This window comes from Rhizobacter sp. P5_C2, from assembly GCF_054049715.1.
This window is the reverse complement of record NZ_JBFULV010000111.1, coordinates 1-19,936: the sequence shown is the minus strand read 5'-3', so window position 1 is coordinate 19,936 and position 19,936 is coordinate 1. Positions and strand designations below refer to the sequence as shown.

General features: G+C 69.4%; 25 protein-coding genes and 1 pseudogene. 9 read left to right on the top strand and 17 right to left on the bottom strand.

All coding sequences use genetic code 11. The features are described 5' to 3' along the window. The 7 genes from ACXJLU_RS27895 to ACXJLU_RS27865 all read left to right on the top strand — a co-directional run. A partial coding sequence (locus ACXJLU_RS27895) for a winged helix-turn-helix domain-containing protein (protein ID WP_457336615.1) occupies positions 1–397 on the top strand: 397 nt, incomplete at its 5' end. Between the two features lie 32 nt (positions 398–429). Further along, positions 430–2,367, top strand: a complete 1,938-nt coding sequence (locus ACXJLU_RS27890; RefSeq protein ID WP_457336613.1) for a SulP family inorganic anion transporter — start codon at positions 430–432, stop codon at positions 2,365–2,367. Beyond that, positions 2,364–2,912 carry a hypothetical protein gene (locus ACXJLU_RS27885; RefSeq protein WP_457336611.1) on the top strand — a complete coding sequence of 183 codons (549 nt, stop codon included), beginning with the start codon at positions 2,364–2,366 and terminating at the stop codon, positions 2,910–2,912. Before ACXJLU_RS27890 ends, ACXJLU_RS27885 begins: the two co-directional genes overlap by 4 nt. Before the next feature lie 29 nt (positions 2,913–2,941). Then, positions 2,942–4,006, top strand: a complete 1,065-nt coding sequence (locus ACXJLU_RS27880) for a TAXI family TRAP transporter solute-binding subunit (RefSeq protein WP_457336609.1) — start codon at positions 2,942–2,944, stop codon at positions 4,004–4,006. A gap of 6 nt (positions 4,007–4,012) precedes the next feature. Next, positions 4,013–4,720 (top strand): hypothetical protein, encoded by a 708-nt coding sequence (locus ACXJLU_RS27875; RefSeq protein ID WP_457336607.1) that lies wholly within the window; start codon positions 4,013–4,015, stop codon positions 4,718–4,720. A gap of 47 nt (positions 4,721–4,767) precedes the next feature. Next, positions 4,768–5,034, top strand: coding sequence for a BrnT family toxin (locus tag ACXJLU_RS27870; protein ID WP_457336605.1), 267 nt, complete (start codon positions 4,768–4,770; stop codon positions 5,032–5,034). After that, positions 5,027–5,293, top strand: coding sequence for a BrnA antitoxin family protein (locus ACXJLU_RS27865; protein ID WP_457336603.1), 267 nt, complete (start codon positions 5,027–5,029; stop codon positions 5,291–5,293). The genes ACXJLU_RS27870 and ACXJLU_RS27865 overlap by 8 nt, the downstream gene beginning before the upstream one ends. A gap of 8 nt (positions 5,294–5,301) precedes the next feature. Here the strand turns inward: ACXJLU_RS27865 and ACXJLU_RS27860 are convergent, their stop codons facing one another. The 17 genes and pseudogenes from ACXJLU_RS27860 to sctC all read right to left on the bottom strand — a co-directional run bounded on the left by ACXJLU_RS27860 (position 5,302) and on the right by sctC (position 17,700). Further along, a complete protein-coding gene (locus ACXJLU_RS27860) occupies positions 5,302–5,586 on the bottom strand; it encodes an RES family NAD+ phosphorylase (RefSeq protein ID WP_457336601.1) in 285 nt (94 codons plus the stop codon). Continuing rightward, positions 5,508–5,780 (bottom strand): RES family NAD+ phosphorylase, encoded by a 273-nt coding sequence (locus ACXJLU_RS27855; RefSeq protein ID WP_457336599.1) that lies wholly within the window; start codon positions 5,778–5,780, stop codon positions 5,508–5,510. Before ACXJLU_RS27855 ends, ACXJLU_RS27860 begins: the two co-directional genes overlap by 79 nt. Next, positions 5,777–5,905 (bottom strand): annotated as a pseudogene (locus ACXJLU_RS27850) (MbcA/ParS/Xre antitoxin family protein); the annotation flags it as partial. The gene ACXJLU_RS27855 and the pseudogene ACXJLU_RS27850, both read right to left, overlap by 4 nt. A 56-nt stretch (positions 5,906–5,961) precedes the next feature. Next, the gene (locus ACXJLU_RS27845) at positions 5,962–7,632 is read right to left on the bottom strand and encodes an HrpF/NolX family T3SS translocon protein (RefSeq protein ID WP_457336597.1); all 1,671 of its coding nucleotides are present in this window, start codon (positions 7,630–7,632) and stop codon (positions 5,962–5,964) included. A 47-nt stretch (positions 7,633–7,679) separates the two neighbouring features. Further along, positions 7,680–8,498 (bottom strand): type III secretion system export apparatus subunit SctT, encoded by an 819-nt coding sequence (gene sctT / locus ACXJLU_RS27840; protein WP_457336595.1) that lies wholly within the window; start codon positions 8,496–8,498, stop codon positions 7,680–7,682. Then, positions 8,491–9,006 carry a hypothetical protein gene (locus tag ACXJLU_RS27835; RefSeq protein WP_457336593.1) on the bottom strand — a complete coding sequence of 172 codons (516 nt, stop codon included), beginning with the start codon at positions 9,004–9,006 and terminating at the stop codon, positions 8,491–8,493. The genes sctT and ACXJLU_RS27835 overlap by 8 nt, the downstream gene beginning before the upstream one ends. Next, positions 9,003–10,325 carry a type III secretion system ATPase SctN gene (sctN, locus tag ACXJLU_RS27830; RefSeq protein WP_073467192.1) on the bottom strand — a complete coding sequence of 441 codons (1,323 nt, stop codon included), beginning with the start codon at positions 10,323–10,325 and terminating at the stop codon, positions 9,003–9,005. The genes ACXJLU_RS27835 and sctN overlap by 4 nt, the downstream gene beginning before the upstream one ends. A 2-nt stretch (positions 10,326–10,327) precedes the next feature. Continuing rightward, the gene (sctL, locus tag ACXJLU_RS27825; protein ID WP_457336591.1) at positions 10,328–11,113 is read right to left on the bottom strand and encodes a type III secretion system stator protein SctL; all 786 of its coding nucleotides are present in this window, start codon (positions 11,111–11,113) and stop codon (positions 10,328–10,330) included. Then, positions 11,071–11,808 (bottom strand): type III secretion protein HrpB4, encoded by a 738-nt coding sequence (locus tag ACXJLU_RS27820; protein ID WP_457336589.1) that lies wholly within the window; start codon positions 11,806–11,808, stop codon positions 11,071–11,073. Before ACXJLU_RS27820 ends, sctL begins: the two co-directional genes overlap by 43 nt. Then, positions 11,808–12,584, bottom strand: a complete 777-nt coding sequence (gene sctJ, locus ACXJLU_RS27815; RefSeq protein ID WP_457336587.1) for a type III secretion system inner membrane ring lipoprotein SctJ — start codon at positions 12,582–12,584, stop codon at positions 11,808–11,810. Before sctJ ends, ACXJLU_RS27820 begins: the two co-directional genes overlap by 1 nt. A 26-nt stretch (positions 12,585–12,610) precedes the next feature. Then, positions 12,611–13,033: a hypothetical protein gene (locus ACXJLU_RS27810; protein ID WP_457336585.1), complete on the bottom strand. Its 423-nt coding sequence runs from the start codon at positions 13,031–13,033 to the stop codon at positions 12,611–12,613. Between the two features lie 13 nt (positions 13,034–13,046). Next, positions 13,047–13,496, bottom strand: a complete 450-nt coding sequence (locus ACXJLU_RS27805; protein ID WP_457336583.1) for an HrpB1 family type III secretion system apparatus protein — start codon at positions 13,494–13,496, stop codon at positions 13,047–13,049. A 115-nt stretch (positions 13,497–13,611) separates the two neighbouring features. Further along, positions 13,612–13,962, bottom strand: coding sequence for a hypothetical protein (locus ACXJLU_RS27800; RefSeq protein WP_457336581.1), 351 nt, complete (start codon positions 13,960–13,962; stop codon positions 13,612–13,614). An 89-nt stretch (positions 13,963–14,051) separates the two neighbouring features. Next, entirely contained in the window at positions 14,052–14,285 is a 234-nt protein-coding gene (locus ACXJLU_RS27795; protein ID WP_457336579.1) for a hypothetical protein, read from the bottom strand. 28 nt (positions 14,286–14,313) lie between these two features. Then, complete coding sequence (locus ACXJLU_RS27790) at positions 14,314–14,586, bottom strand: hypothetical protein (protein ID WP_457336577.1); 273 nt, start codon at positions 14,584–14,586, stop codon at positions 14,314–14,316. Further along, positions 14,586–15,614 (bottom strand): hypothetical protein, encoded by a 1,029-nt coding sequence (locus tag ACXJLU_RS27785; protein ID WP_457336575.1) that lies wholly within the window; start codon positions 15,612–15,614, stop codon positions 14,586–14,588. Before ACXJLU_RS27785 ends, ACXJLU_RS27790 begins: the two co-directional genes overlap by 1 nt. Position 15,615: 1 nt before the next feature. Next, positions 15,616–17,700 carry a type III secretion system outer membrane ring subunit SctC gene (gene sctC, locus ACXJLU_RS27780; protein ID WP_457336573.1) on the bottom strand — a complete coding sequence of 695 codons (2,085 nt, stop codon included), beginning with the start codon at positions 17,698–17,700 and terminating at the stop codon, positions 15,616–15,618. Between the two features lie 322 nt (positions 17,701–18,022). Here sctC and ACXJLU_RS27775 point away from each other — a divergent pair, with 322 nt between their 5' ends. After that, the gene (locus ACXJLU_RS27775) at positions 18,023–19,468 is read left to right on the top strand and encodes a serine/threonine-protein kinase (RefSeq protein WP_457336571.1); all 1,446 of its coding nucleotides are present in this window, start codon (positions 18,023–18,025) and stop codon (positions 19,466–19,468) included. Positions 19,469–19,752: 284 nt separating this feature from the next. Then, positions 19,753–19,936: hypothetical protein (locus tag ACXJLU_RS27770; RefSeq protein ID WP_457336569.1), on the top strand; the 184-nt coding region annotated here is incomplete at its 3' end.

The window sequence follows — 19,936 nt, the reverse complement described above, 5'->3', positions numbered from 1 at the left end:
GGCCCCGGCCGAGACCGGCCCGAGCGTCGCCGGCTGCAGCATCGACCGCGGCGCGAGCGCCATCGTCTCGCGCTCGCAGCGCGTCGGCCTGACGGCCCGTGAACTCGCGCTCGCGCAGCTGCTGTTCGAGAACGCCGGCCAGCTGGTGACCCGCGCCCGCCTCGCGCAGGACGTGTGGGGCACCGACGCCGGCATCACCGGCCGCTCGATCGAGCAGCACATCTATCAGTTGCGCCGCAAGCTCAAGCGCTGCGCCGGCGAGGCGCTCGCACTGCGCGGCGTCTACGGCAGCGGCTACCGCATCGACGCGGCCGTCGTGCCGCGCACACCTTCCGGACCTTCCTCTGCACCGACGGCCGCCCTCGGGCTGTCGGCGCAGGCCACGTTCCACGCCTAGAGCCACAACCGTCCACCACCGCCCACACCACCATGCGCTCCACCACACACTCCACCTTCGACGGCCTGCGTCCCGACCGCGTCCCGCTGCCCTGGGGCGACGTGCGAGGGGCTTCGCTGTCCGCGTTGCTGTCGCTGATCACCACCGTGTCGTATGGCGCGGTGGCGGCCGGATCGATCTCGTCGATGGGGCCGGGCGTGGTGTCGGCGATGGTGTTGTCGGGGCTGATCGCCGCCTCGCTCGGCGCCCTCGTCGCGAGTGCGCTCGGCTCGGTGCCGACGCAGATCTTCTCGCCGCGTGCGTCGGTCGCGGTCGTGATCGCGGCGGCGGCCGCCTCGTTCGCCGCCGGCGAAGGCACCAAGCTGCCGCAGGTGCTCGCGCTGCTGTCGCTGTGCCTGTTCGTCGCGATGCTGATCCAGTTGGCCTTTGCGGCGCTGAAGCTCGGCGGCCTGATCCGGCTGATCCCGAGCTCGGTGACGGCCGGCCTGGTGATCGCGCTGGCGCTGCGGCTGGTGTGGTCCGAGCTGCCCGACCTGGTGGCCGCACCCGACCGGCTGCGGCCGTGGGCGCCGCTGTGCACCGCCATCGGCACCTTCGGCGTGTTCGCGTTGCTGCGGGTGCGCTACGGCGCCGGCGGCGCGATGCTGGCGGGCCTGGCGGCCGGCCTGCTGGTCGCGCTGGTGGTCGATCTCGGCGCGCCGGGCGCCCTGCCGCACCTGCCGGCCATCGACCTGGCCGGTGGTCCGCTGCTGCCGGTGTCGCACCTCGTCGGGCAGTTCCTCGAAGGCTGRCCGCCGGGCCGCTGGCTGGACGTGCTGGCCTTCGCCGGCGTGATCGCGCTCGTCAACTCGGTCGAGACGCTGACCTCGGCGATGCAGATCGAAGACCTCGGCACGCAGCGCTTCGATGCCAACCGCGCGCTGATGGCCGGTGCCATCGGTTCGCTGGTGTCGCTGCTGGCCGGCGGGCTGCCGGTGGCCGGTGGCACCTCGACCTCGTCGGTGCACATCAAGGCCGGCGCCAGCTCGCGCAGTGCGGCGCTCGCGTCGGCGGTGCTGGTGGGCCTGGGCACGCTGGTGTTCGCGTCGCTGATCGTCAAGGTGCCGCTGGCGGTGATCGCCGCGCTGATGCTGTGCGTGGCCGGCGAGATCGCCGTGCCGCCGGTGCGCGAGCTGCTGGCGCAGTGGCAGGCCGGCCGGCACGGCATGCGCGGCGAGCTCGCGGTGGTCGCGCTGGTGTGCGTGCTGCTGCTGTCGGCCGACATCCTGGTGGCGGTGGGCGCCGGCGTGGTCGCCGCCTCGGTGCTGGCCTTCGTGCAGATGCGCGACAGCCTGGTGCGCCGCGAATACAACGCCACCGACGCGATGGCACCGACCATCGTCGGCGTGCCGATGAACGCGACGAACTCGCGCGACGTGCCGGTGATCGAGATCGGCCAGCCGCTGTTCTTCGCGACCGTCGAGGCCGCGGTGGGCGCGGTGGAGCGGGTCAACCGGAGTTCGCGCCAGGTGGTGCTGGACCTGACCCGCAGCGGCGGCCTGGACCTGACCGCGGCGAAGGCGCTGTCACGCTGTGCCGCGGTGATGCAGCGCGACGACCGGCAACTGCTGGTGGTCGGCGGCGAGCGCATCAGCGAGATGGAGTCGCCGCTGCGGCCCTGCCTGGTGTTCGGCCACATCGGCGATGCGGTGAACTACTGCACCGATGCGCAAAGCCTGCGCGAACTCGAAGCGGAACGGGTGCGGCGCGATGCGCAGACCATGCCGCAGGCGGTGATCGAACACGCGACACGGTTGCTGGCGGAGCACATCGGGCCGATCGCCGACGTGCTGGTGCGCCGCGCCGCGGCCGCCGTCACCAGCCGCGACCAGTTCTGCAACGTGCTGGCCGGGCAGCTTGATGAGAGCCGGATGCGAGAGGCCTTCCTGGCCGGCATGAAGCGCGTCGACATCGTCCGGAGCGCACCGTGAGCGCGGCCGCCGTGCAGACCGGCGCGCGCGAACGCGACGCCTTCGTCTCGATGCTGGCGCGGCTCGATGCGCAGCTCGAACGCGACCTGGCGACGCCCGATGGCGAAGACACGGATTTCGTGCCGACGCTGCAGCTGCTGAAGCCCGACGAGATCGCCGCGCTGACGACGGCCGCGCCGCGCCGCGAGGCGACCGCGTCCCGGAGCGCGGCGGTCAAGCCGGCGCGTTCGTTCGCACGCCTGCTGCCGTGGCTGGTGGGTGGCGGGCTGGCGGCCGGTGCGGCCTCGTTCGCGATGTCGTTCAGCGGTGCGCGGCCGGTGGCGCCGCGGCTGCCCGAAGTTGCGACCATCGTGCCGGTGGCACCGGTGGTGTCGGCCGCACCGGCGGCTTCGGCCGTGGTGGTCGCGGCAGCTGCACCAACGCCCGAACCCGCACCCGCGGTCACGCCCGCACCCGCTGCCATTCCCGCGGGAACCCCGCCCGCCACCGATTCCTGTCCCTCTGCGCGCCGGGCCCTCGGCCTGTGCGAGCTCCCGGCGCCTTGAGCGCTGTCCACCACTCACCGGAGAAATCCATGCGCCAACTTCTTCTGACCACTGCCCTGTGCCTGGCCTCGCTGGGGGCCCATGCCGGCGACCGCATCGTCACCGGCTCCGACCGCGGCACCTACATCGAGATCGGCCGCGACCTGTCGCGCCTGATCGGCAAACCCGCCGGCCTGCCGCTCGAGGTGCTGCCCTCCAAGGGCTCGGCCGAGAACGTGCGGCGCCTGCGCTCCGAGCCGGGCGTGCGGCTCGCGCTGGTGCAGTCCGACGTGTACCGTGCCTACCTCGACCAGGCGAATGCCGGCGACGCCGAGGCGGCGCGGCTGATCAAGCCGCTGCGCGTCGTGATGCCGCTGTACGACGAGGAGATCTACTTCGTCGCGCGCGCCGATTCGCCGCTGCGCTCCATCCATGAGCTGCGCGACAAGCGCATCAACGTCGGCCCGGTCGGCAGCGGCACCGCACTGACCGCGACCACGCTGTACCGCGCGATGTTCGGCAGCCCGATGCTCGAGCAGAACACCAGCTTCCTGTCGAACGAGGAGGCACTGGTGAAGCTTGCGACCGACAAGTCGATCGACGTGGTCGTGGTCGTCGCGGGCCAGCCGGCCAAGCTGTTCGCCGACATGAAGTCCGAGGCGCGCCAGTACATCAAGCTGCTGACGCTCGACCGCGCGGCGTCCGAGACGCAGGCGCTCGACGGCACCTACGTGCCGGCGACGATCCGCAGCACCAGCTACCCGAACTGGCTGACGCAGGACGCGACCTCGCTGTCGGTCAAGTCGATGCTGGTGACCTACGACTACCAGTCGCCGGCCGTGCGCGATTCGCTGACGCGCTTTGCCAAGTCGATGTGCAGCAACTTCGAGAAGCTGAAGACCGAAGGCCATGCGAAGTGGCAGGAGGTGAGCCTGGCGCCGCCGCAGCTGCCGAAGGGCTGGTCGTACTACGCGCCGACGCAGAAGGTGCTGTCGCATTGCGACAGCGAGGCCGAGCCGGCGCACAACGTCGCGTCGACCGGCAAGGCGTCGGTCGCATCGAGCTGCTCGCAGAGCCGCGAGGTGCTGGGCCTGTGCCGCGTGGCGTCGCGCTGAACCACCATGCCGCCGCAGATTCCGCTCGGCAACGCACCGGGGCTGCAGCGGTCGAACTCGATCGGTCCCGGCGTCACGCCGGGGTCGATTCCGGGCAGCCGCCCTGCGATCACGCCGCGTCCGTCGACGCCGTCGCAGCGCGACGCATCGGTGGGCGGACCGCCGCGGCGCGAGGGCGGCGCGACGCCGCTGACGAGCGCGGCACAGCGGCCGCGTTCGATGAGCCTGCCGCCGACGATGCGGCGCGATGGTGCACCGGGCGGCGAGGGCGGATCGCAGGCGCTGGTGCTGCACGGCCAGGCCGGCACGCCGGGGCAGGGCGGCATGCCGCCGAAGCTGCCGCCGCCGCGACCGCCTTCGATGTCATCGCTCCCGGGGCGGCCCGGATCGAGCATGGCGCTGACGCGGCAAACGCTGGGCGGCGTGAAGCCGATCGGTCAGGGCGGCAGCCAGGCGCACGGCACGGCCGCGACGTCCGGTGCCGCCGAGAGCGATGGCGATTTCTCGAAGAAGCTCGACCAGCTCGAGGGCGGGACCCGAAACCTGCGTGAGCTCGAGCAGCTGGGCGCCGACAAGAACGATCCGAAGAAAGTGATGGACGCGCTCACCAAGATGCTCGACCTGATCGCGGACCTCAGCAAGAAGCTCGACGAGCAGATGGCGGCGGCGGGCAACTCGTTCACGAAGGCGGCCGAGTCGCCGCCACAGGGATAACTCTGAGCCGGCTTGAGGTAATGCATATTTGTATGCATAATGCTCGTGTGGACATCGAGTTCGACCCGGACAAGGCGCAGACAAACCTTCGCAAGCACAAGGTCAGCTTCGCTCACGCAGAGCAGGCCCTTCGCGATCCGCTCGCCGTGACGGTGGAAGATCCGGATGCCGAAGCCGAGCAGCGCTTCATCACGCTGGGCATGGATTCGATGGGTCGCGTTCTTGTCGTCGTTCACACACCGCGCGGCCTCCGGACTCGGTTGATCTCCGCGCGCAAGGCCAGTCGTGGCGAAACGGAGCAGTACCATGCGTAAGGAATACGATTTCTCGAAGGGCAAGCGCGGTGCCGTCATCCCGTCGCCCGGCAAGACACGCATCACGATCATGCTGGACGATGATGTCATCGAGTTCTTCCGCGAAAAGGCGGAAGCGCAAGGGTCCGGCTATCAGACCATGATCAATGCGGCATTGCGTGACGCGATGGCCGGGCGCAAGAAGGCCGGATCGGAAGATCGGCCGATCACGGTGGCAGTGCTGCGCAAGGTGCTGCGCGAGGAACTGCACGCCAGCTGAGGCGTGAATCACACGCGGTGGTCGTAGGCGAACCGTCGTACCTTCGTCGCCGTCAGCGCGCCCGCATCCGGATGCGCCGGGTTGATGAGCACGTTGTCCTCCTCCTCGATGATCACGGAGGACACCACCAGCAAGGCGGAAGCCCTGCCGCGCAACCACCCCGAGCCGAGTTCGCGCGAGACCTGGCCTTCGGGGATGGCATCCCAGCCGACGCTCACGGGCCGTTGCAGGACCAGCCGCGCTGCCCCCAGACCGCATCCGGCACATCGATGCGCACGAGGAAACGATTCCACGGCAGCCTGCCCGCGCTCTTCCCGAGATGGGCCCGCGTCTCCCAGGCCGCGAGCGACACCGATGTCGCCGCGAAGGTCACCGGCTCCCCCGGATGATTCCATCGCGATCCGCGGCTCGCCGCCCCCTTGCCCGCCAGGTCGTCGGCGCTCCACTGCGGCGTGTCGGTGGCGATGCGCCACAGCGCCACCGTCATGCAGACAGGCCCCCGCGCATGCGCTCCAGCACCTGCTCCACTGCACGCAGTCCTTTGGGGTTGCGAAGCAGCTCGGCCGGTGTCCGCTCGCCCAGTTCGGGCAGCGGCTCGCGCAGCCAGTCGGCGAGCCAGGCGTCGAGGTCGACCGATCACCATCGGATCAGATCGACATCAAGCCGGATCAGAAGAAATCCGCCGCCTTCGGCTTCTCGCCGCTGGCCCCGTTGAGCCCGGTCTTCACCGCGCCCGTCACCATGCTGCCGGCGCTGCTGTTGGTGACCACGTTGAGCCCGGTGCCGGCGAGGTCCAGCCCGGCGTCGCGCAGGGCCTTCTTCACGTCGCCACCCTGGATCGCCGTCGCGGCGACGTTGGTGCCCTCCGACCAGGCGCGCGAACCCACCGCGACCGCCTTGGCCACCAGGTTGAACGGCGGCGGCAGCACGCGGCCCAGCTTCTCGGCCACCTTCGAGATCACGTTGGCGATCTTCGACACCACGCTCAGGCAACCCTGCAGGAACTTCTTGAAGCCGCCGCCCTTGGCCTTCTTCTGGTCCGGCTGGTCCATCTCGCCGGCCACCATGTCGCCGACCGCCTTCACGTCCTCGGCGCCCTTCGGCTTGTGCGTGGCATTCGCCGGCGTCGTCGCGACCTCCTTGTTCTCCAGGTGGCTGCGGAAAGCCTTGATGTCGTCGCGGCTGATCGTGCCGTCGTCCGACTGCTGCCACAGCTTCTTGGCGCCCTTGATGTCACGCCCATGCTTGGCGTTGTCGAGCTTGCCGAACAGCACCGGGTCCTCGAGGAACTTCTTCGCCGCTTCCTTGTCCTCCGGCGCGGCCTTCGGGTCGTCGGCGATCTTCTTCAGCTTGTCGCGGTTGAACTTGCCGCCGAACGCGCCGTTCGGGTCCGCATCGATGCGGTCCAGCGCCTTCATCTGGTCGGCATCGAGCTGGCCCTTGGCCGAGATCTTGTCCTCCATGCTGGCATGCGAGACCTTGTCCTTGCCGTTGTTCAGGTCCTTCCATTCCTGCGGGTGGTCGGTGAAGTACTTGGCCGCGGCGATCAGCTGCGGCGGGCACTTGCCGGTGTGCGAGCTGCCGTCGACGATCTTGTGCAGCTCGTCCAGCGACATGTTCTTCGGCAGGTAGTCGGCGAACTTGTACAGCTCGTTCTCGGCATCGTTCTTCGTGATGGGCCGGCCCTCGGTCGTCTTGCCGTTGTCGCCGGACGGGATGTAGTTGTCGGCGTAGCCCTTCGCCTTCTCTTCGTTGTAGGCCTTCAGCTCCGGGTCGTCGGCCAGCTTCTGGATGTCCTTCGAGCTGATCTTGTGATCGAGCTTGCCGTTCTTGGCGCCGTCCAGCTTGTCCCGCAGATTGTCCGGGCCGGTGTCCGACAGCACGGTGTTCAGCGCCTTGCGCAGGTCCGGTGGCGTCTTCTCGTCCTTGGCCATCTTCTCCATGTCGGAGATCTTGGTGCCGTGCTTGCTGAACGAGCCTTCATGGCGCTCCAGCGTCGACAGCGCCTCCATGCGCGCGTACTTCTGCTCCGGCGACACGGGTTGCTGTTGTTGCTGCTGCGGCTGCTGCTGCGCGGTCGCCTTCTGCCTGGCCTGCGCCTGCTGCGCGCCGCCCTGCTGCACCGCGCCGATCATGCCCTTCAGCAGCTGCGCGCCACCGCCTTCGCCGTCTTCGTCGTCGCCACCCGGCAGCGACAGCGGCGGCAGCTGCCCCATCGTCGATTGCGCGAGCTGCTGCATCGGGTCGTCGCCCTGCGGCGTGCCGCCGAGCTTGCCTTGCGGCACGACGGTGCCGATGCGGCCCCGCAGCCACGCCTTGTTGTCGACCATCATGTTCATGTTCGTCCTCCTGGAAAGATTCGATGGGGAAGGAAGTGGGGGCGTCGTCAGCGCGCCTGCAGGCTGCCCTGCAACTGCTGCAGCAAGCCGGTCGGCAGCAGCAGGTGCCGCACCTGGCTGACCAGCACGCCGATCAGCAGCGCGAGCATCAGCATCGTCACCGCGCCCTTGACCGGCTGGCTGAGGTTGGTGGGTTCGAGCTTGTCGGCGGCCCGCGTGATCAGCCCGAAGCCCAGGTCGATCAGCACCAGCACCAGCATCATCGGCGCGGCGAACTTGATCGTGCTGGTCATCAGCGTATCGGTCTGCTGCACGATGAACAGGTCCGGCACCTTGGCCATGTCGGGCATCGGCGCGAACAGCGGCCACACATGGAACGAATCGAAGATCGCGCCGATGAACACCAGCATGCCGCCGAGCGCGAAGAACACCGCGATCACCAACTGCACCAGCAGGTTCGACACCGGCGTGCTCTGCTGCCCGCTCATCGGGTTGGTGAGCTGCACGCTGTTGTAGCCGGACTGCGTGTCGATCATCGCGCCCACGCATTCGGCGACCCAGAACACCGTCGACGCGGCAAAGCCCATCAGCAGGCCGATCATCGATTCCTTCAGCGCGAAGCCGGCCCACTGGGCGGCCGTCAGGTTGCTTGCGACGTCGGCCGGCAGGCCGAACGCGACGAAGCCGCCGATGATCACGACGAGGCCGGCGCGCACGTAGCCCTGCACGAACTGGTCGCCCATCGGCGGCAGCACGTTGAACGCGGCGAACAGGCGCAGGCTCGCGAGCGCGGTCGCGAGGAACAGGTCTTCCAGCGGGTGCAGCGTGCGCGCCGCGACCTCGTACAGGCCTTGCATGTCATCCATGGGCGGCTTCCTGGCGCTGGGCGCGCTGGCGGGCGACGAAGCGCGCGGCGCCGGCCTCCTCGGTCTCTTCCTCGGCCAGCTCCTCGATCGCCGCCTCGCGCTCGCGCAGGATGGTGGCGATGCGCTGTTCGAAGCTCTCGATGCGCTGGTCGTTGCGGCGCACCGCGGCCTGCGCGGCCTGCACCACGGTGGCCTGGCGCTCGATGTGCTTGTGGCTGTCGGCCAGCGTCTTCTCGGCCTGCGCGGTGGCGCCTTTCAGGTCCTCGATGCGATAGTCCGCCGCACGCACCGCGTACGGCGTGAAGGACGTACGCAGCAGCGCGTCGCGTTCGTCGCGCGCGGTGGCTTCATCGGCACGGCAGGCGGCGAGTTCGCCTTCGGCAGCCTGGCGCGCTTCCTCGAGTTCGGCGAGCTGCTTGCGCGCCGCCTGCACCTCGGCTTCGAGCCGCTCGCCCTGGCGCTTGCGCACCTTGACGAGCGTGCGCAGTGCCTTCACCGGGGCACTCACCTGACCACCTCCGCCAGCTGCCCGAGGATGTCCTCGTACGGCATCAGGTCGCTGGTCTTCTGGTTCAGGAACGCGCGGATCTCGCCGACGCGCTCGATCGCCAGGTCGGCCACCGGGTCGTTGCCGGCCTGGTACTCGCCGACCTGCAGCAGCATCTCGACCTCGTCGTACTTGGCCATCAGGTTGCGCAGGTGGCCGGCCGCCTCGGCATGCTCGGCCGGCACGATCTGCGTCATCACCCGCGACAGGCTGCCCAGCACGTCGATCGCCGGGTACTGGTTCTTCGCCGCGATCTTGCGCGACAGGATCATGTGGCCGTCCAGGATGCCGCGCACTTCCTCGGCGATCGGGTCGCCGCCGCTCTCGTCCTCGGCCAGCACGGTGTACAGCGCGGTGATCGAGCCGACAGCGCCCATGCCGGTGCGCTCGAGCAGCCGCGGCAGCTCGGCGAACACCGACGGCGGGAAGCCGCGGCGCGCCGGCGGCTCGCCGGCGGCCAGGCCGATCTCGCGCTGGGCGCGTGCGAAGCGCGTCAGCGAATCCATCATCAGCAGCACGCGCTTGCCCTGGTCGCGGTAGTACTCGGCGACCGCGGTGGCCACGTAGGCGGCCTTCGCGCGCTCGATGCTCGAACGGTCGGAGGTGGCGCACACCACGACCGATTTCGCCATGCCTTCGGGGCCGAGGATGAACTCGATGAACTCGCGCACTTCGCGGCCGCGTTCGCCGATCAGCGCGATCACGCTGACGTCGCACTGTGCGCCACGCGCCAGCATGCCCATCAGCGTGCTCTTGCCGACGCCGGCCGGCGCGAAGATGCCCATGCGCTGGCCTTCGCCGAGCGTCATCAGGCCGTCGATGATCTTGATGCCGGTGGGCAGCGGATGCTCGATCATCGCGCGGCTCATCGGGTCCGGCGGGTCGGCGAACACCGGGCGCTCTTCGTCGCCCTGCAGCGGGCCGAGCCCGTCGATCGGGTCGCCCAGGCCGCTGATCACGCGGCCGAGCAGTTGCGGGCCGACCCGCACCGACAGCGGCTTGCCGGTGCCGACCACCTGCGTGCCTTCGGAGACGCCGCCCATCGAGCCGAACGGCGACAACAGGGCGCCGTGCTTGCCGAAGCCGACCACCTCGGCGCGCTGCAGCAGGCGGCCGCGCGGGTCGCGCAGCTCGCACAGCTCGCCGACCTTGGCGTCCAGCCCGCTCGCGCGGATCAGCGTGCCGACCACCTCGGTGACGCGGCCGGTGCGGGTCAGCACATCCTCATGCGTCAGCTCCTGTTCGAGCGTGCTGACGAAGCGCTGAAAGCTGGTGTCCATGGTCAAGCGGCTTCCAGGTGGTCTTCGGTGGGGGTGTCGTCGTGGTCGTGGTCGCCGGTGTCGTCGATGGCTTCGGCTTCATCGCCTGCGTCATCGTCGCCGGCCTGTGCCATCTCGCGTGCCGCACGCTCCACCGCCCGGCGGATCGCCGCCAGCTGCGTGTCGAGGCCGGCATCGATGACGCCGCTGTCCGATTCGAAGCGGCAGGCGCCTTCCGGCATCTGCGGGTCGGCGATCACCTCGATCACCGTGCCCTGCGGCAGCTGCGCGGTCAGCTCGGCCACGGCGCGCTGCGCGTTCTCGCGGTCGGCCTCGGGCACGCGCAGCGTCAGCAGCGCCGAATCCTTCACCAGCTTCGTGATGGTGCGCAGCGAGCGCCGGTACAGCGCCGAGCGGTCTTCCTGCTCGATCACGCGCTCCACCGCCATCGAGACGATGCCCGACAGCCGCTCGCTCTGGCGCACCAGCGTGCGCCGGCGCGCGTCGGCGGCCTGCAACTGCTGCGAGGCCCAGTGCGCGGCGGCATCCTGCGTGCCCTGGTCGAAGCCCTGCTGCCAGGCGCCGTCGAACTGCGCCTGCGCCTGCACGAGCAGTTCGTCGGCCTGGGCCTGGGCGTCGGCGAGCAGCGCTTCGGCCTGGGCTTGCGCCTCGGCCAGCACGCGCTCGCGCTCGGTGTCGATCGCCGCGGCGACTTCGGCCGACGACACGAGGCGCGCGTGGTCTTGCGCGCGCAGCACGCCGTCGTCTAGGCCGACAGTGCACGGTCCATGGGTGAGCCAAACAGCCATGCATGCTCCGGAAAGTAATGGGGGAGTCGAGCCATCATTGAATCGCCGGGGGGCGAGGTCGATGGGGCGGCGGAAGAAGACGCGGACGGAAAAGCGAAGGACGGGTCGCTCGGCGTGCTGCCCGGCGTGCTGCCTGGCGCGAGGGCGAGCCGCACCCAGGCCAGCGTGTGCTTGCAATGCCATTCGCGGCGCTCGCTGAGGCGGGCGTAGCCGGCGGCGGCCAGCCGTTCGGGGTCGAGATCGGACGCCGACAACGCGCCGGCGGCGCCGGCTTCGGTCCGCGGTGCCGACATCAGTTCGTTGTAGGCCGCCTCGCCGATGCGCTCGATGACGGCCTGGCGTGCACCGCGGCCGATGCAGCGGCGCACGCGCTCGCGCTCGGCATGCAGCGCGACGGCGGCCAGCACGCGCAGCACCTGGTCGCGCGGCAGCAGCGCGATGCGGTGGGCCCGGTGCTGGAAGCCGGCGAGCGAGGCCCAGCGCAGCCCATAGACGGAACCCAGCGCCGAGGCCAGCGCGGCCTCGCTGCGCGTGCCGGCGCCGGCCGGCGGCGTGTCGAAGCCGATGCGCTGCCAGGCGGCCTGCACCCAGGCCGGGTGCAACTGCGCGGCGATGTCGGCGGATTTGGCGCGCGCGGTCGCCAGCAGGTGGCGCAGCAGCGGCACGGGCTCGGCAGACGCGGGCAGCGCGTTCATCAGGCAGCTCCGGCGGCAGCAGCGTTGGCGGGCTTCAGCAGGCCGCGGCTGCGTGCGACGGCATAGCCGCCACCGCCGAGCAGCGCGATCGCGCCGAACAGCAGCGACAGCCCGAGCACCGGCGACATGCCGCTGCGCTGCGCGATCGCCGCGCTGGTCGCTTCCGGCAGCGCGGCCGCGGCCACCAGCGTCACGTTGACGTTCTCGTACGACAGGCCCTCGACGCTGCGCACCACCAGGTTCTTCACCGTCGGCACCAACGTGGCCACGTTCGATTCGGAGCGGTGCTTGATGAACACCGACGCGCTCGACGGCTTCACGTGCTCGGCCAGCGGGTCGTTGTTGGGCAGCACCACGTGCACCCGCGCCGAGACCACGCCGTCGATGCTCGACAGCGTCTTCTCGAGCTCCTGCGACACGCCGTAGATGAAGCGCACCCGCTCTTCGGTCGGCGTGGAGATCAGGCCGTCCTTCTTGAACATCTCGCCCAGGTTGGCGCGGCGCTCGGCCGGCAGCCCGTTGGCGCGCAGCACCGCGAGCGCGCGGCCCATGTGGTCGGTCTCGACCGCGACGTTCCAGGTCTTGCCGTCGGGGCTGGCCTTGGCGGCGTCGAGGTTGGCCATCAGCAGCACGCCCAGCATGTCGTTGGCGTCGGCCTCGGTCAGCTTCGTGTAGACGTCCTGCTTGCAGCCGGCCAGCGCGAGGGCGCAGGCGGCGAGCACGATCGCGCGCAGCAGGAAGGCCGGGGGGGTGGGGATCGACAGGGCGGACGGCATGGGGGGCTCCTTCAGGACCGCAAGGGTCACTGGTTCTTCAACAGGGTTTGCAGGCTCTTGTTCGAGCCCTGCGTGATCGAGGTGGCGATCTGCAGCTTCAGGTTCGTCACCGCGACGTTGCGGCTGACGGCCATCGACGCGGCGACCACCTCGGAGGCGCCCATGCCGGGCGCCGCGGCCAGGAAGTTCTCGACCTGGCCTTCGACGCGCTGCAGGTCGCCCTGCTGGCGCTCGATCACGTGCTGGATCACGTTGCCGGTGCGGCTGACCTCATGCGTGGTGTGATCGTTGTGGCGTTGCATCAGCGATTCGAAGCGCTGCTGCATCTCGGGGGTGACCGGGGCCTGGGCCGGCGGCACGACCGCGCCCGAGGTGCCTTGCGTGGCGTGGGTGGCGAGCGCCTTGAGCGCCTGCTCGGCCGGGCCGATGGGGGAGATGGCGTCCATCATGATGGGGCTCCGTTCAGCAGATCATGGCCATGGGGGGCAGCATCGACAGGTGCGCGGACGTGTCCTGGGACAGCACGCGGATCTTCTTGTTCGAACTCGCCTCCATTGCCTTGATGATTCCGCGCGCGGCGGCGTCATGCGGCAGCGCGAGCGCCTCCTCGGCATAGGCTTCCCACAGCCCGTCCTGCTGCACGTACAGGCAGAAGGACAGCATGGCCTTGATGACCGCGTTGGACGGGTGGGCCCGTTCGGTGCGCTCCAGCACGGAGCGGGCGCCGTTGAGGTCGCCGGCATGGATCAGGATCCGCGCCTCGGCCGCTGCCAGCTGCGGCAGGTTCGGGTGCACGGCGGACATCAGCTTCAGGACCGCTGCCACGTCGGCGCGCGGCGCGATGTCGGTCGCCAGCGTGTACACCGCGGCGAACAGATCGGTTTGCCACTTCGGCAGCTTGGGAGCGGACATGGGCATATCCTTCAGGCGAATTCAGGGAGAAGGTGGAAAGGTGGCGCCGCCGACCCGGCGCCCCGGGAGTACTGCTGGGGAAAAAGGGCGGACGGTCGGTCCGCCATGAACGCGCTTATTGCGCAGCCGACTTGAACGACTCGCCAGCCTTCTTCATGACGCTGTTCAGACCGTCGTTCACCGAGGCCATCATGTTCATGGCGGCCATCGCGGAGCTGGCCTGCATGTTCATCTTCGTCATCGCGGCGGCATCCTGCACGCCACTCGTCAGCGCCGCCGCGGTGTCGTTGACGTCCTTCTGGCCGTTGCTGTTCAGCGCGTCGCCGGTCGAGTTGCGGGCGTCGTTGGAGGCGCCTTCCACGCCAGCGGTCGACACCTTGTTGCCGGCAGCGCCCTTGAGCATGTCAAAACCGCCCTTGACCTTGCCCAGAACACCGGTGTTCGACATGAAATTCGGGATACCCATGATGTTTTCCTTCAGTTGGTTGAGTGAGAGAGATCAAAAATTGCGACCACTTGCCGGACGCCCCGGAGGCGTCCGCTATCGAGAGCGGGTCACGTTGCTCTTGCGAATTCGTCTTCAATCGACCTGGACCGGTTTGCCGCGGCGGCCGCGTCGATCGCCTGCTGCAGCCCGCCGCCGGGCCACATGCGCGACAGCGCGCTGAAGATCGCCGCGGCTTCCGTGCCGCATCCATGCACGCTGCCGAGCCACATCACGGCCACCAGCTTGCGGACGACTTCGATGTCCAGGGGCTGCGCGGCGTTCGTTTCGTGGGCGTGGCTCATGCGTGTCTCGGCTTCGTCGATGGGTTGATCAGGCGGCCAGTTCGCGGCCGTGGGTCTTCTGCCAGGCCACCAGCACGATGCGGCGGGCCGCGGCGAAGGCGTCGCTGACGAGGCCGGCGAAGTTCTTCTCCTCGAAGTCCGTGGCGCGCAGCTGCATCTGCTGGCTGAGCGTCTCGGCCTGGGCGAAGTACTTGGCCAGGCGGCGGGTCTTCTCGCCGGTGGTGTCGTCGTTCACGGTGGCCTGCAGCTTGTCGAAATCGGCCAGCAGGTCGGCCGGCGGGGGGGCGAGATCGGTGCTCATCAACGGACTCCTTGGAGGGCGGTCTGACCGGTGGTCAGCACCGAATCGGGGGCGACGGTGAGCACCAGGTGCTTCACGCCGTCACGGGTTTCCATCACCGACACGCCGTCGGCTGACAGGGAGGACAGGACCGACGGGCTCGGCGGCTGCGGCGCGGCAGGCTCCTCGAGCACCGCGTCGATGCGCTTGACGATGGGCGTCAGGTCGGCGGTGACGCGGTCGATCGAGGCCTGCGTCGCGGCCACGTCGTTGGCCTTCACCGCGTAGCTGAAGACGCCGGCGCCGCGGTAGGTGATCTGCGCGCCGGGCAGGCCGATCGCATTGCGGATCGTCTCGGCCACATCGGTCGCCACCGACACGTGCTGCTGCAGCGGGAAGCCGGCGGGTGCGGCCTTCAGCGCGGCGTTCAGTGCAGTGTTCACCGCGCGCAGCTGCTCGGCGTTGTCGAGCAGGCCGTCGATGCTCAGCGAGCCCTGGGCGATGCGCACCGACAGCCGGCCGGCGGCCACGCCGTCGATCGCACGCTGCAGCGTGGCGCGGGTCATCTCCAGCGTCGGCGCGGGCGCCTCGCTGGCCTTGGAGCTGGCCGAGACCAGCCAGCCGGCCGAGACCAGTGCCACGATCACTGCGAGCGCTCCGGGGACGGCACGGGAAGGTCGGGCCACCAGCCGTTGACGGACGGCAGCCAGGCTGCCCGACGGCGCGACGGCGCGGGTTGCGGCCAGCAGCGCGGCGTCATCGGGCCAGTCGGAATCGCTGGGGCCGGTGCAGACGCTGACACCGCCGAAGTCGACCGGGACGAAGTCATCGAAGCGAAGCAGCTGCGGGCTGCCGTTCGTCCACTGTGCCAGCGCGACACCGTCGGTGCCGAGGCGCAGCGTGAGGGCCTGAAACTGCCAGTCGGCAATGGAAATGTCGCATTCATCTGCTTGTCCGATCGAATGGGTTCCTGGACTCAAATCTAAGAAGGCACCGGCATGCGTGCCGCTCAGGATGCGAAGGCGTTTGTGCGCCGGCGAAGTGCTCATGTCAGCGTGCTCCCTTGGTGTCGCAGCCGGTGGCCAGGCCCATCGCCTGGGCCGCACAGCCGGCCTTCGGCGCGGTGGCCTTGGTCGTCGTCTTGCCGGTCGTGCCGGCCGCGGTCTTCGTGTTGAGCGACGTGGTGGCCGCCGTGGCAACGACCGGTGCGGGGGCGGTGCTGCCGGGCAGCAGTGCGGCGCGCGGCGTCAGCAGCGGCTTCAGCGTCGGGATCACGTAGCCGGGCGACAGCGCGCCGTAGGTGGTCAGCGAGGCGACGGCGGTCGGGCCGGCGAAGCCGCGCTGCGAGCTGCCGGTGCGCGGCGTCGACGAGGACGACGGCGGCGGCGCGAGCGGTGCGGGCAACTCGGGGACCGGTGCCGGAGCGGGTGTCGGGGCGGGCGTGGGCGGCGGTGTCGGGACCGTCGGCGTCGCTGCCGCGCGGCCGACCGCGATCACCTTCGGCGTCAGCAGGAACAGGCGTTCGCTGCGGAAGCTCGAGCTCTCATCGTGGCGGAACGCCGCACCGAGCAGCGGGATGCGCGAGAGCCCCGGCAGGCCGCTGCGGCCCTTGCTGTTCGATTCGATCGAGATGCCGCCGATCAGCAGGCTTTCGCCTTCGCGCACGGTGGCCTCGGTGCTGATCTCGGTCTGCTTGATGACCGGGACCGAGTCGACGACCGTGCCTTCGAAGTTGCCGTCCTGGATCGACAGCGACAGCCGCACCTCGCGGTGGTCGGTGTAGGCGACGATCTGCGGCGTCACCTGCAGCGTGGTGCCGGCCTCGATGGTGAAGAGGTTGGCGTCCAGGTTGCCGGCCACGCGCACCGAGGCGACGCGCTTGTCGGTCATCGTGGCGGTGCGGTTCACGGCGCCCAGCACCTTGGGGCGCGCCAGGATGTTGGCCTTGCCGGTGCCTTCGAGGGCACGGATGCGGGCCAGCAGTTGCTTGCCGGCGTTGCCCACCAGCGTGGTCACGTTGCTGCCGGTCAGCGCGTTGCTGCCGGCCGCKCCGGGCTGCGAGCCGGGCGAACCGGGTGACACCGTCAGGCGGGTCACGCCGTCTTTGGTGAAGGTCCAGTCGACGCCGAGCGATTCGAACGCATCGCTGCTCACGTCGATGATCGTGGCCTCGATCTCGACCAGATCTTGTGCGATGTCGAGCTGGCGGATCAGCGTCTCGTACTCGCGCATCCGGTCGGGCAGGCCGCGCACGATGATCGCGTTGGTGGCCTCCTCGGCCTGGAAGAACGGGCGCTCGGCCTCGGAGGGCACCAACGCGTCGGAGCTGCCCAGCTGGTTGGCACGCAGCTCGTCGTCGCGCTTGTTCGCGTTGCTGCCGCCGCCGGTCTCGGGCAGCTTCAGTCCGTAGGTGGCCTGCGCGGCGCGGGCCTTGTCGGCGCGGCCGACCATGCCGTTGACGGCGCCCTTCAGCGCCTGGGCGCCGCTTGCGGCACCGCCGCCGGCGCTGTTGTTCGAGAACAGGCTGTTCAGCGTGCTGGCGAGGCCCGGCACCTTGGCGTTGCCGAACACCCGGTCGCCGGCCGTCGCGAAGCGCAGCGGGAAGACCTGGATCGATTTGCCGATGCGGTCATGGCCGTCGCGCTCCAGCTGCTCGAGCACCGTCGAGACCAGCTCGATGTGGCGCGGCGGGCCGTAGGCCAGCAGCGTCTGCTGGCGGTCGTCGAACTTGAGCGGGAAGCGCGCATCGCCCAGGCCCAGCGAGCCGAGCATCGAGCGCACCTGCTGGCGGTCGTAGCCGCGCATCCGGAACACCCGGCTCTGCATCGCCCGGGACGGGTAGACGAACAGCGTCGTGCCGTCGAAGTACCAGATGACGCCGTAGGTGCGGGTCATCGCGTTCAGGAAGTCTTCGGGGCGGGTGTTGAAGTTGGCGTTCACCGAGCCGTCGACCCCGGAGTCGACGACCACCGGGATGCCCTGGCTGGCGGCGAAGTCCTGCAGCACGTCGGGCAACTTCTTGCCGTCGGCGCGGTAGACGAATCGCTTGCCCGAGAAAGGCGTCGCATCGGCAGCAGCGGCAGGCTGCATGCTGGCGAGGGCGGCGGCGGCAATCAGGGTGGTCAGGAATCGCACGGCTTGTGTCCGGTTTCGTTGGCTGTCTTCGCGGTGTGTTGCGTCGACTGCATGGATGCAAGGTTAGGGGCCGGCGCGAGTCCGGCAGGGGCCGGAAGCGAAGCTGGGGACAGTGCCGCGAAGGCCTTGCAGCGCATTTTTTGAAAGCGGTTTCGAACGAACGTTCGCGCGGCGTGTAAGCCAGGTGAAAGCCAGCGCGTCGCCCAGTGGAAACCAGGTGCAAGCAATTGCGAGAAGCGACACGCCAGTGCCGCTTTTGTCGTGTAGCCTTGCGTGGTATCGCGTTCCCATCCATTCAGCGAGCCCTCTTGCGCGACGTCGAATGAACCATCCGACCCAGCTCTCCAAATACGCGATCAACCAGGTGATCGGCGAAGGCGCCATGGGCGTGGTCTACAAGGCCACCGACACGGTGCTTCGGCGCACCGTCGCGATCAAGACCTTGCGCCGCCCGCTGGTGGAGCAGGGCGGTGGTGGTGCGCTGCTGGCCCGCTTCCGCAACGAAGCGCAGGCCGCGGCCCGGCTGATGCACCACAACATCGTTGCGGTGCACGACTATGGTGAGCACGACGCCGAGCCGTACATCGTGATGGAGTACGTGCAGGGCTCCACATTGAAGGAGCCGCTGCGCCGCGGCACGCGTTTCGACGATGCCGACATCGTCGGGCTGATGGGCCAGCTGCTCGACGGCCTGCATTACGCGCACGAGCAAGGCGTGTGGCACCGCGACATCAAGCCGGCCAACCTGTTGTGGACCAATGACGGTCGCTTGAAGATCGTCGACTTCGGCATTGCGCGCATCGCGACGATGGGGCTGTCGCAGGTCAGCTCGACGATCGGCACGCCCGGCCACATGGCGCCCGAGCAGTACGCCGGCGAGCAGGTCGACCGGCGCGTCGACATCTTCGCGGCCGGCGTGCTGCTGTACATGCTGCTCGCGGGGCGCCCGCCCTTCGTCGGCAGCAACGAGAACGTGATGTTCCAGACGCTGAGCAGCGAGCCGCTGCCGCCGTCGCGGGTGCATGGCAGCCACCGGCCGCAGTGGTTCGACCCGGTGGTGGCGCGCGCGATGGCCAAGCGGCCGGATGACCGTTTCGCGACGGCGATGGAGTTCAAGCACGCGCTGATGGCGCAGGCCAGCGAGGCGCTCGGGCTGCCGCCGATCGCGGCGCGGGTTGAAGCGGGCAGCTCGTTCATCGAGCTGCAGAGCGCGCCGACGCTGCCGGACGGGCGCGCGAGCGATTGGCAGCGCGGCACCTTCGCGCTGGGCACGCAGCCGCAGCGGGCACCGGTGCGGCCGTCGCAATGGCATGCCGAGACGCTGCAGATGCTGGAGTCGGAGCTGGCGCAATCGATCGGGCCGCTGGCGCGCGTGCTGGTGCAGCGCGCCGCGCGGTCGACCGGCGACCTGATGTCGTTGCGGCAAACGCTGGCCGAGCAGATCGACACCGAAGCCGGGCGCGACCAGTTCCTTCAGCGCACGCGCTCACGCGCGAGTTCTTTCGGCACGCTGGGTTCGGGCGGGGCCGCGGTCACGACGCGGCGGCGTGCCGCCGACGACACGCTGCTGGGCGACCAGGTGATGCGCGTGGCCGAGCTGGCGCTCACGCAGCATGTCGGCCCGGTGGCACGGGTGATCGTGTCGCGCGCGGCCTCGCGGGCTGCGTCGCGCGACGAGTTCTTCAAGCTGCTCGCGCAGCATGTGGAGGACGAAGACGAGCGCGAAGAATTGCTGCGCACGCTGGAGAGCAGCTCGGCGGGGCGGTGAGGGGTTCTTTCTCTCGGGAAATCGGATGAATCACGCAGCTGAAGCGCGATGCGTCTCCTCATTCCGCGCCGGTGTGACGCAAGCTTGCGTTCCGTGAGCGAATTGCAGATCGTCAACAATTGTCGGCGGGTCCCCGACAGGCACTTGTTTCCGTCATTACGTTCTCGTCTAATCCGCCGTTCGCGACATCGATGCAGCCGGCAGTAGAAGCTGCGATGTCGCGCTGAAGGCCGCCCGGCCGTTGCGTAGGGGCGGTTCCCACGGAAGGGTCAGGGAGGACGTGAATGAGTTCAAAGATGTGGCGCCTGCTGGCGCTGCTGGCCTGTGCGTGCCTGATGCCTGCGTTGGCGATGGCGCAATGCGGCACGACGCCGTGCAACCCGGCGTCGAAGCATCCGCTGGATTGGTTCAATCGGTCGGACGGCATGGGTGGAGTCAACACGCTGACCAATGTGACGGACGTGGCGG

Excerpts from the sequence above, each read along its gene's own strand:
- ACXJLU_RS27880 (WP_457336609.1), top strand. The coding sequence starts at position 2,942 with ATGCGCCAACTTCTTCTGACCACTGCCCTGTGCCTGGCCTCGCTGGGG.
- ACXJLU_RS27875 (WP_457336607.1), top strand. The coding sequence starts at position 4,013 with ATGCCGCCGCAGATTCCGCTCGGCAACGCACCGGGGCTGCAGCGGTCG.
- ACXJLU_RS27865 (WP_457336603.1), top strand. The coding sequence starts at position 5,027 with ATGCGTAAGGAATACGATTTCTCGAAGGGCAAGCGCGGTGCCGTCATC.
- ACXJLU_RS27855 (WP_457336599.1), bottom strand. The coding sequence starts at position 5,780 with ATGACGGTGGCGCTGTGGCGCATCGCCACCGACACGCCGCAGTGGAGC.
- ACXJLU_RS27845 (WP_457336597.1), bottom strand. The coding sequence starts at position 7,632 with ATGAACATGATGGTCGACAACAAGGCGTGGCTGCGGGGCCGCATCGGC.
- sctT (WP_457336595.1), bottom strand. The coding sequence starts at position 8,498 with ATGGATGACATGCAAGGCCTGTACGAGGTCGCGGCGCGCACGCTGCAC.
- sctN (WP_073467192.1), bottom strand. The coding sequence starts at position 10,325 with ATGGACACCAGCTTTCAGCGCTTCGTCAGCACGCTCGAACAGGAGCTG.
- sctL (WP_457336591.1), bottom strand. The coding sequence starts at position 11,113 with ATGGCTGTTTGGCTCACCCATGGACCGTGCACTGTCGGCCTAGACGAC.
- ACXJLU_RS27820 (WP_457336589.1), bottom strand. The coding sequence starts at position 11,808 with ATGAACGCGCTGCCCGCGTCTGCCGAGCCCGTGCCGCTGCTGCGCCAC.
- sctJ (WP_457336587.1), bottom strand. The coding sequence starts at position 12,584 with ATGCCGTCCGCCCTGTCGATCCCCACCCCCCCGGCCTTCCTGCTGCGC.
- ACXJLU_RS27810 (WP_457336585.1), bottom strand. The coding sequence starts at position 13,033 with ATGATGGACGCCATCTCCCCCATCGGCCCGGCCGAGCAGGCGCTCAAG.
- ACXJLU_RS27805 (WP_457336583.1), bottom strand. The coding sequence starts at position 13,496 with ATGTCCGCTCCCAAGCTGCCGAAGTGGCAAACCGATCTGTTCGCCGCG.
- ACXJLU_RS27800 (WP_457336581.1), bottom strand. The coding sequence starts at position 13,962 with ATGGGTATCCCGAATTTCATGTCGAACACCGGTGTTCTGGGCAAGGTC.
- ACXJLU_RS27795 (WP_457336579.1), bottom strand. The coding sequence starts at position 14,285 with ATGAGCCACGCCCACGAAACGAACGCCGCGCAGCCCCTGGACATCGAA.
- ACXJLU_RS27790 (WP_457336577.1), bottom strand. The coding sequence starts at position 14,586 with ATGAGCACCGATCTCGCCCCCCCGCCGGCCGACCTGCTGGCCGATTTC.
- ACXJLU_RS27785 (WP_457336575.1), bottom strand. The coding sequence starts at position 15,614 with ATGAGCACTTCGCCGGCGCACAAACGCCTTCGCATCCTGAGCGGCACG.
- ACXJLU_RS27775 (WP_457336571.1), top strand. The coding sequence starts at position 18,023 with ATGAACCATCCGACCCAGCTCTCCAAATACGCGATCAACCAGGTGATC.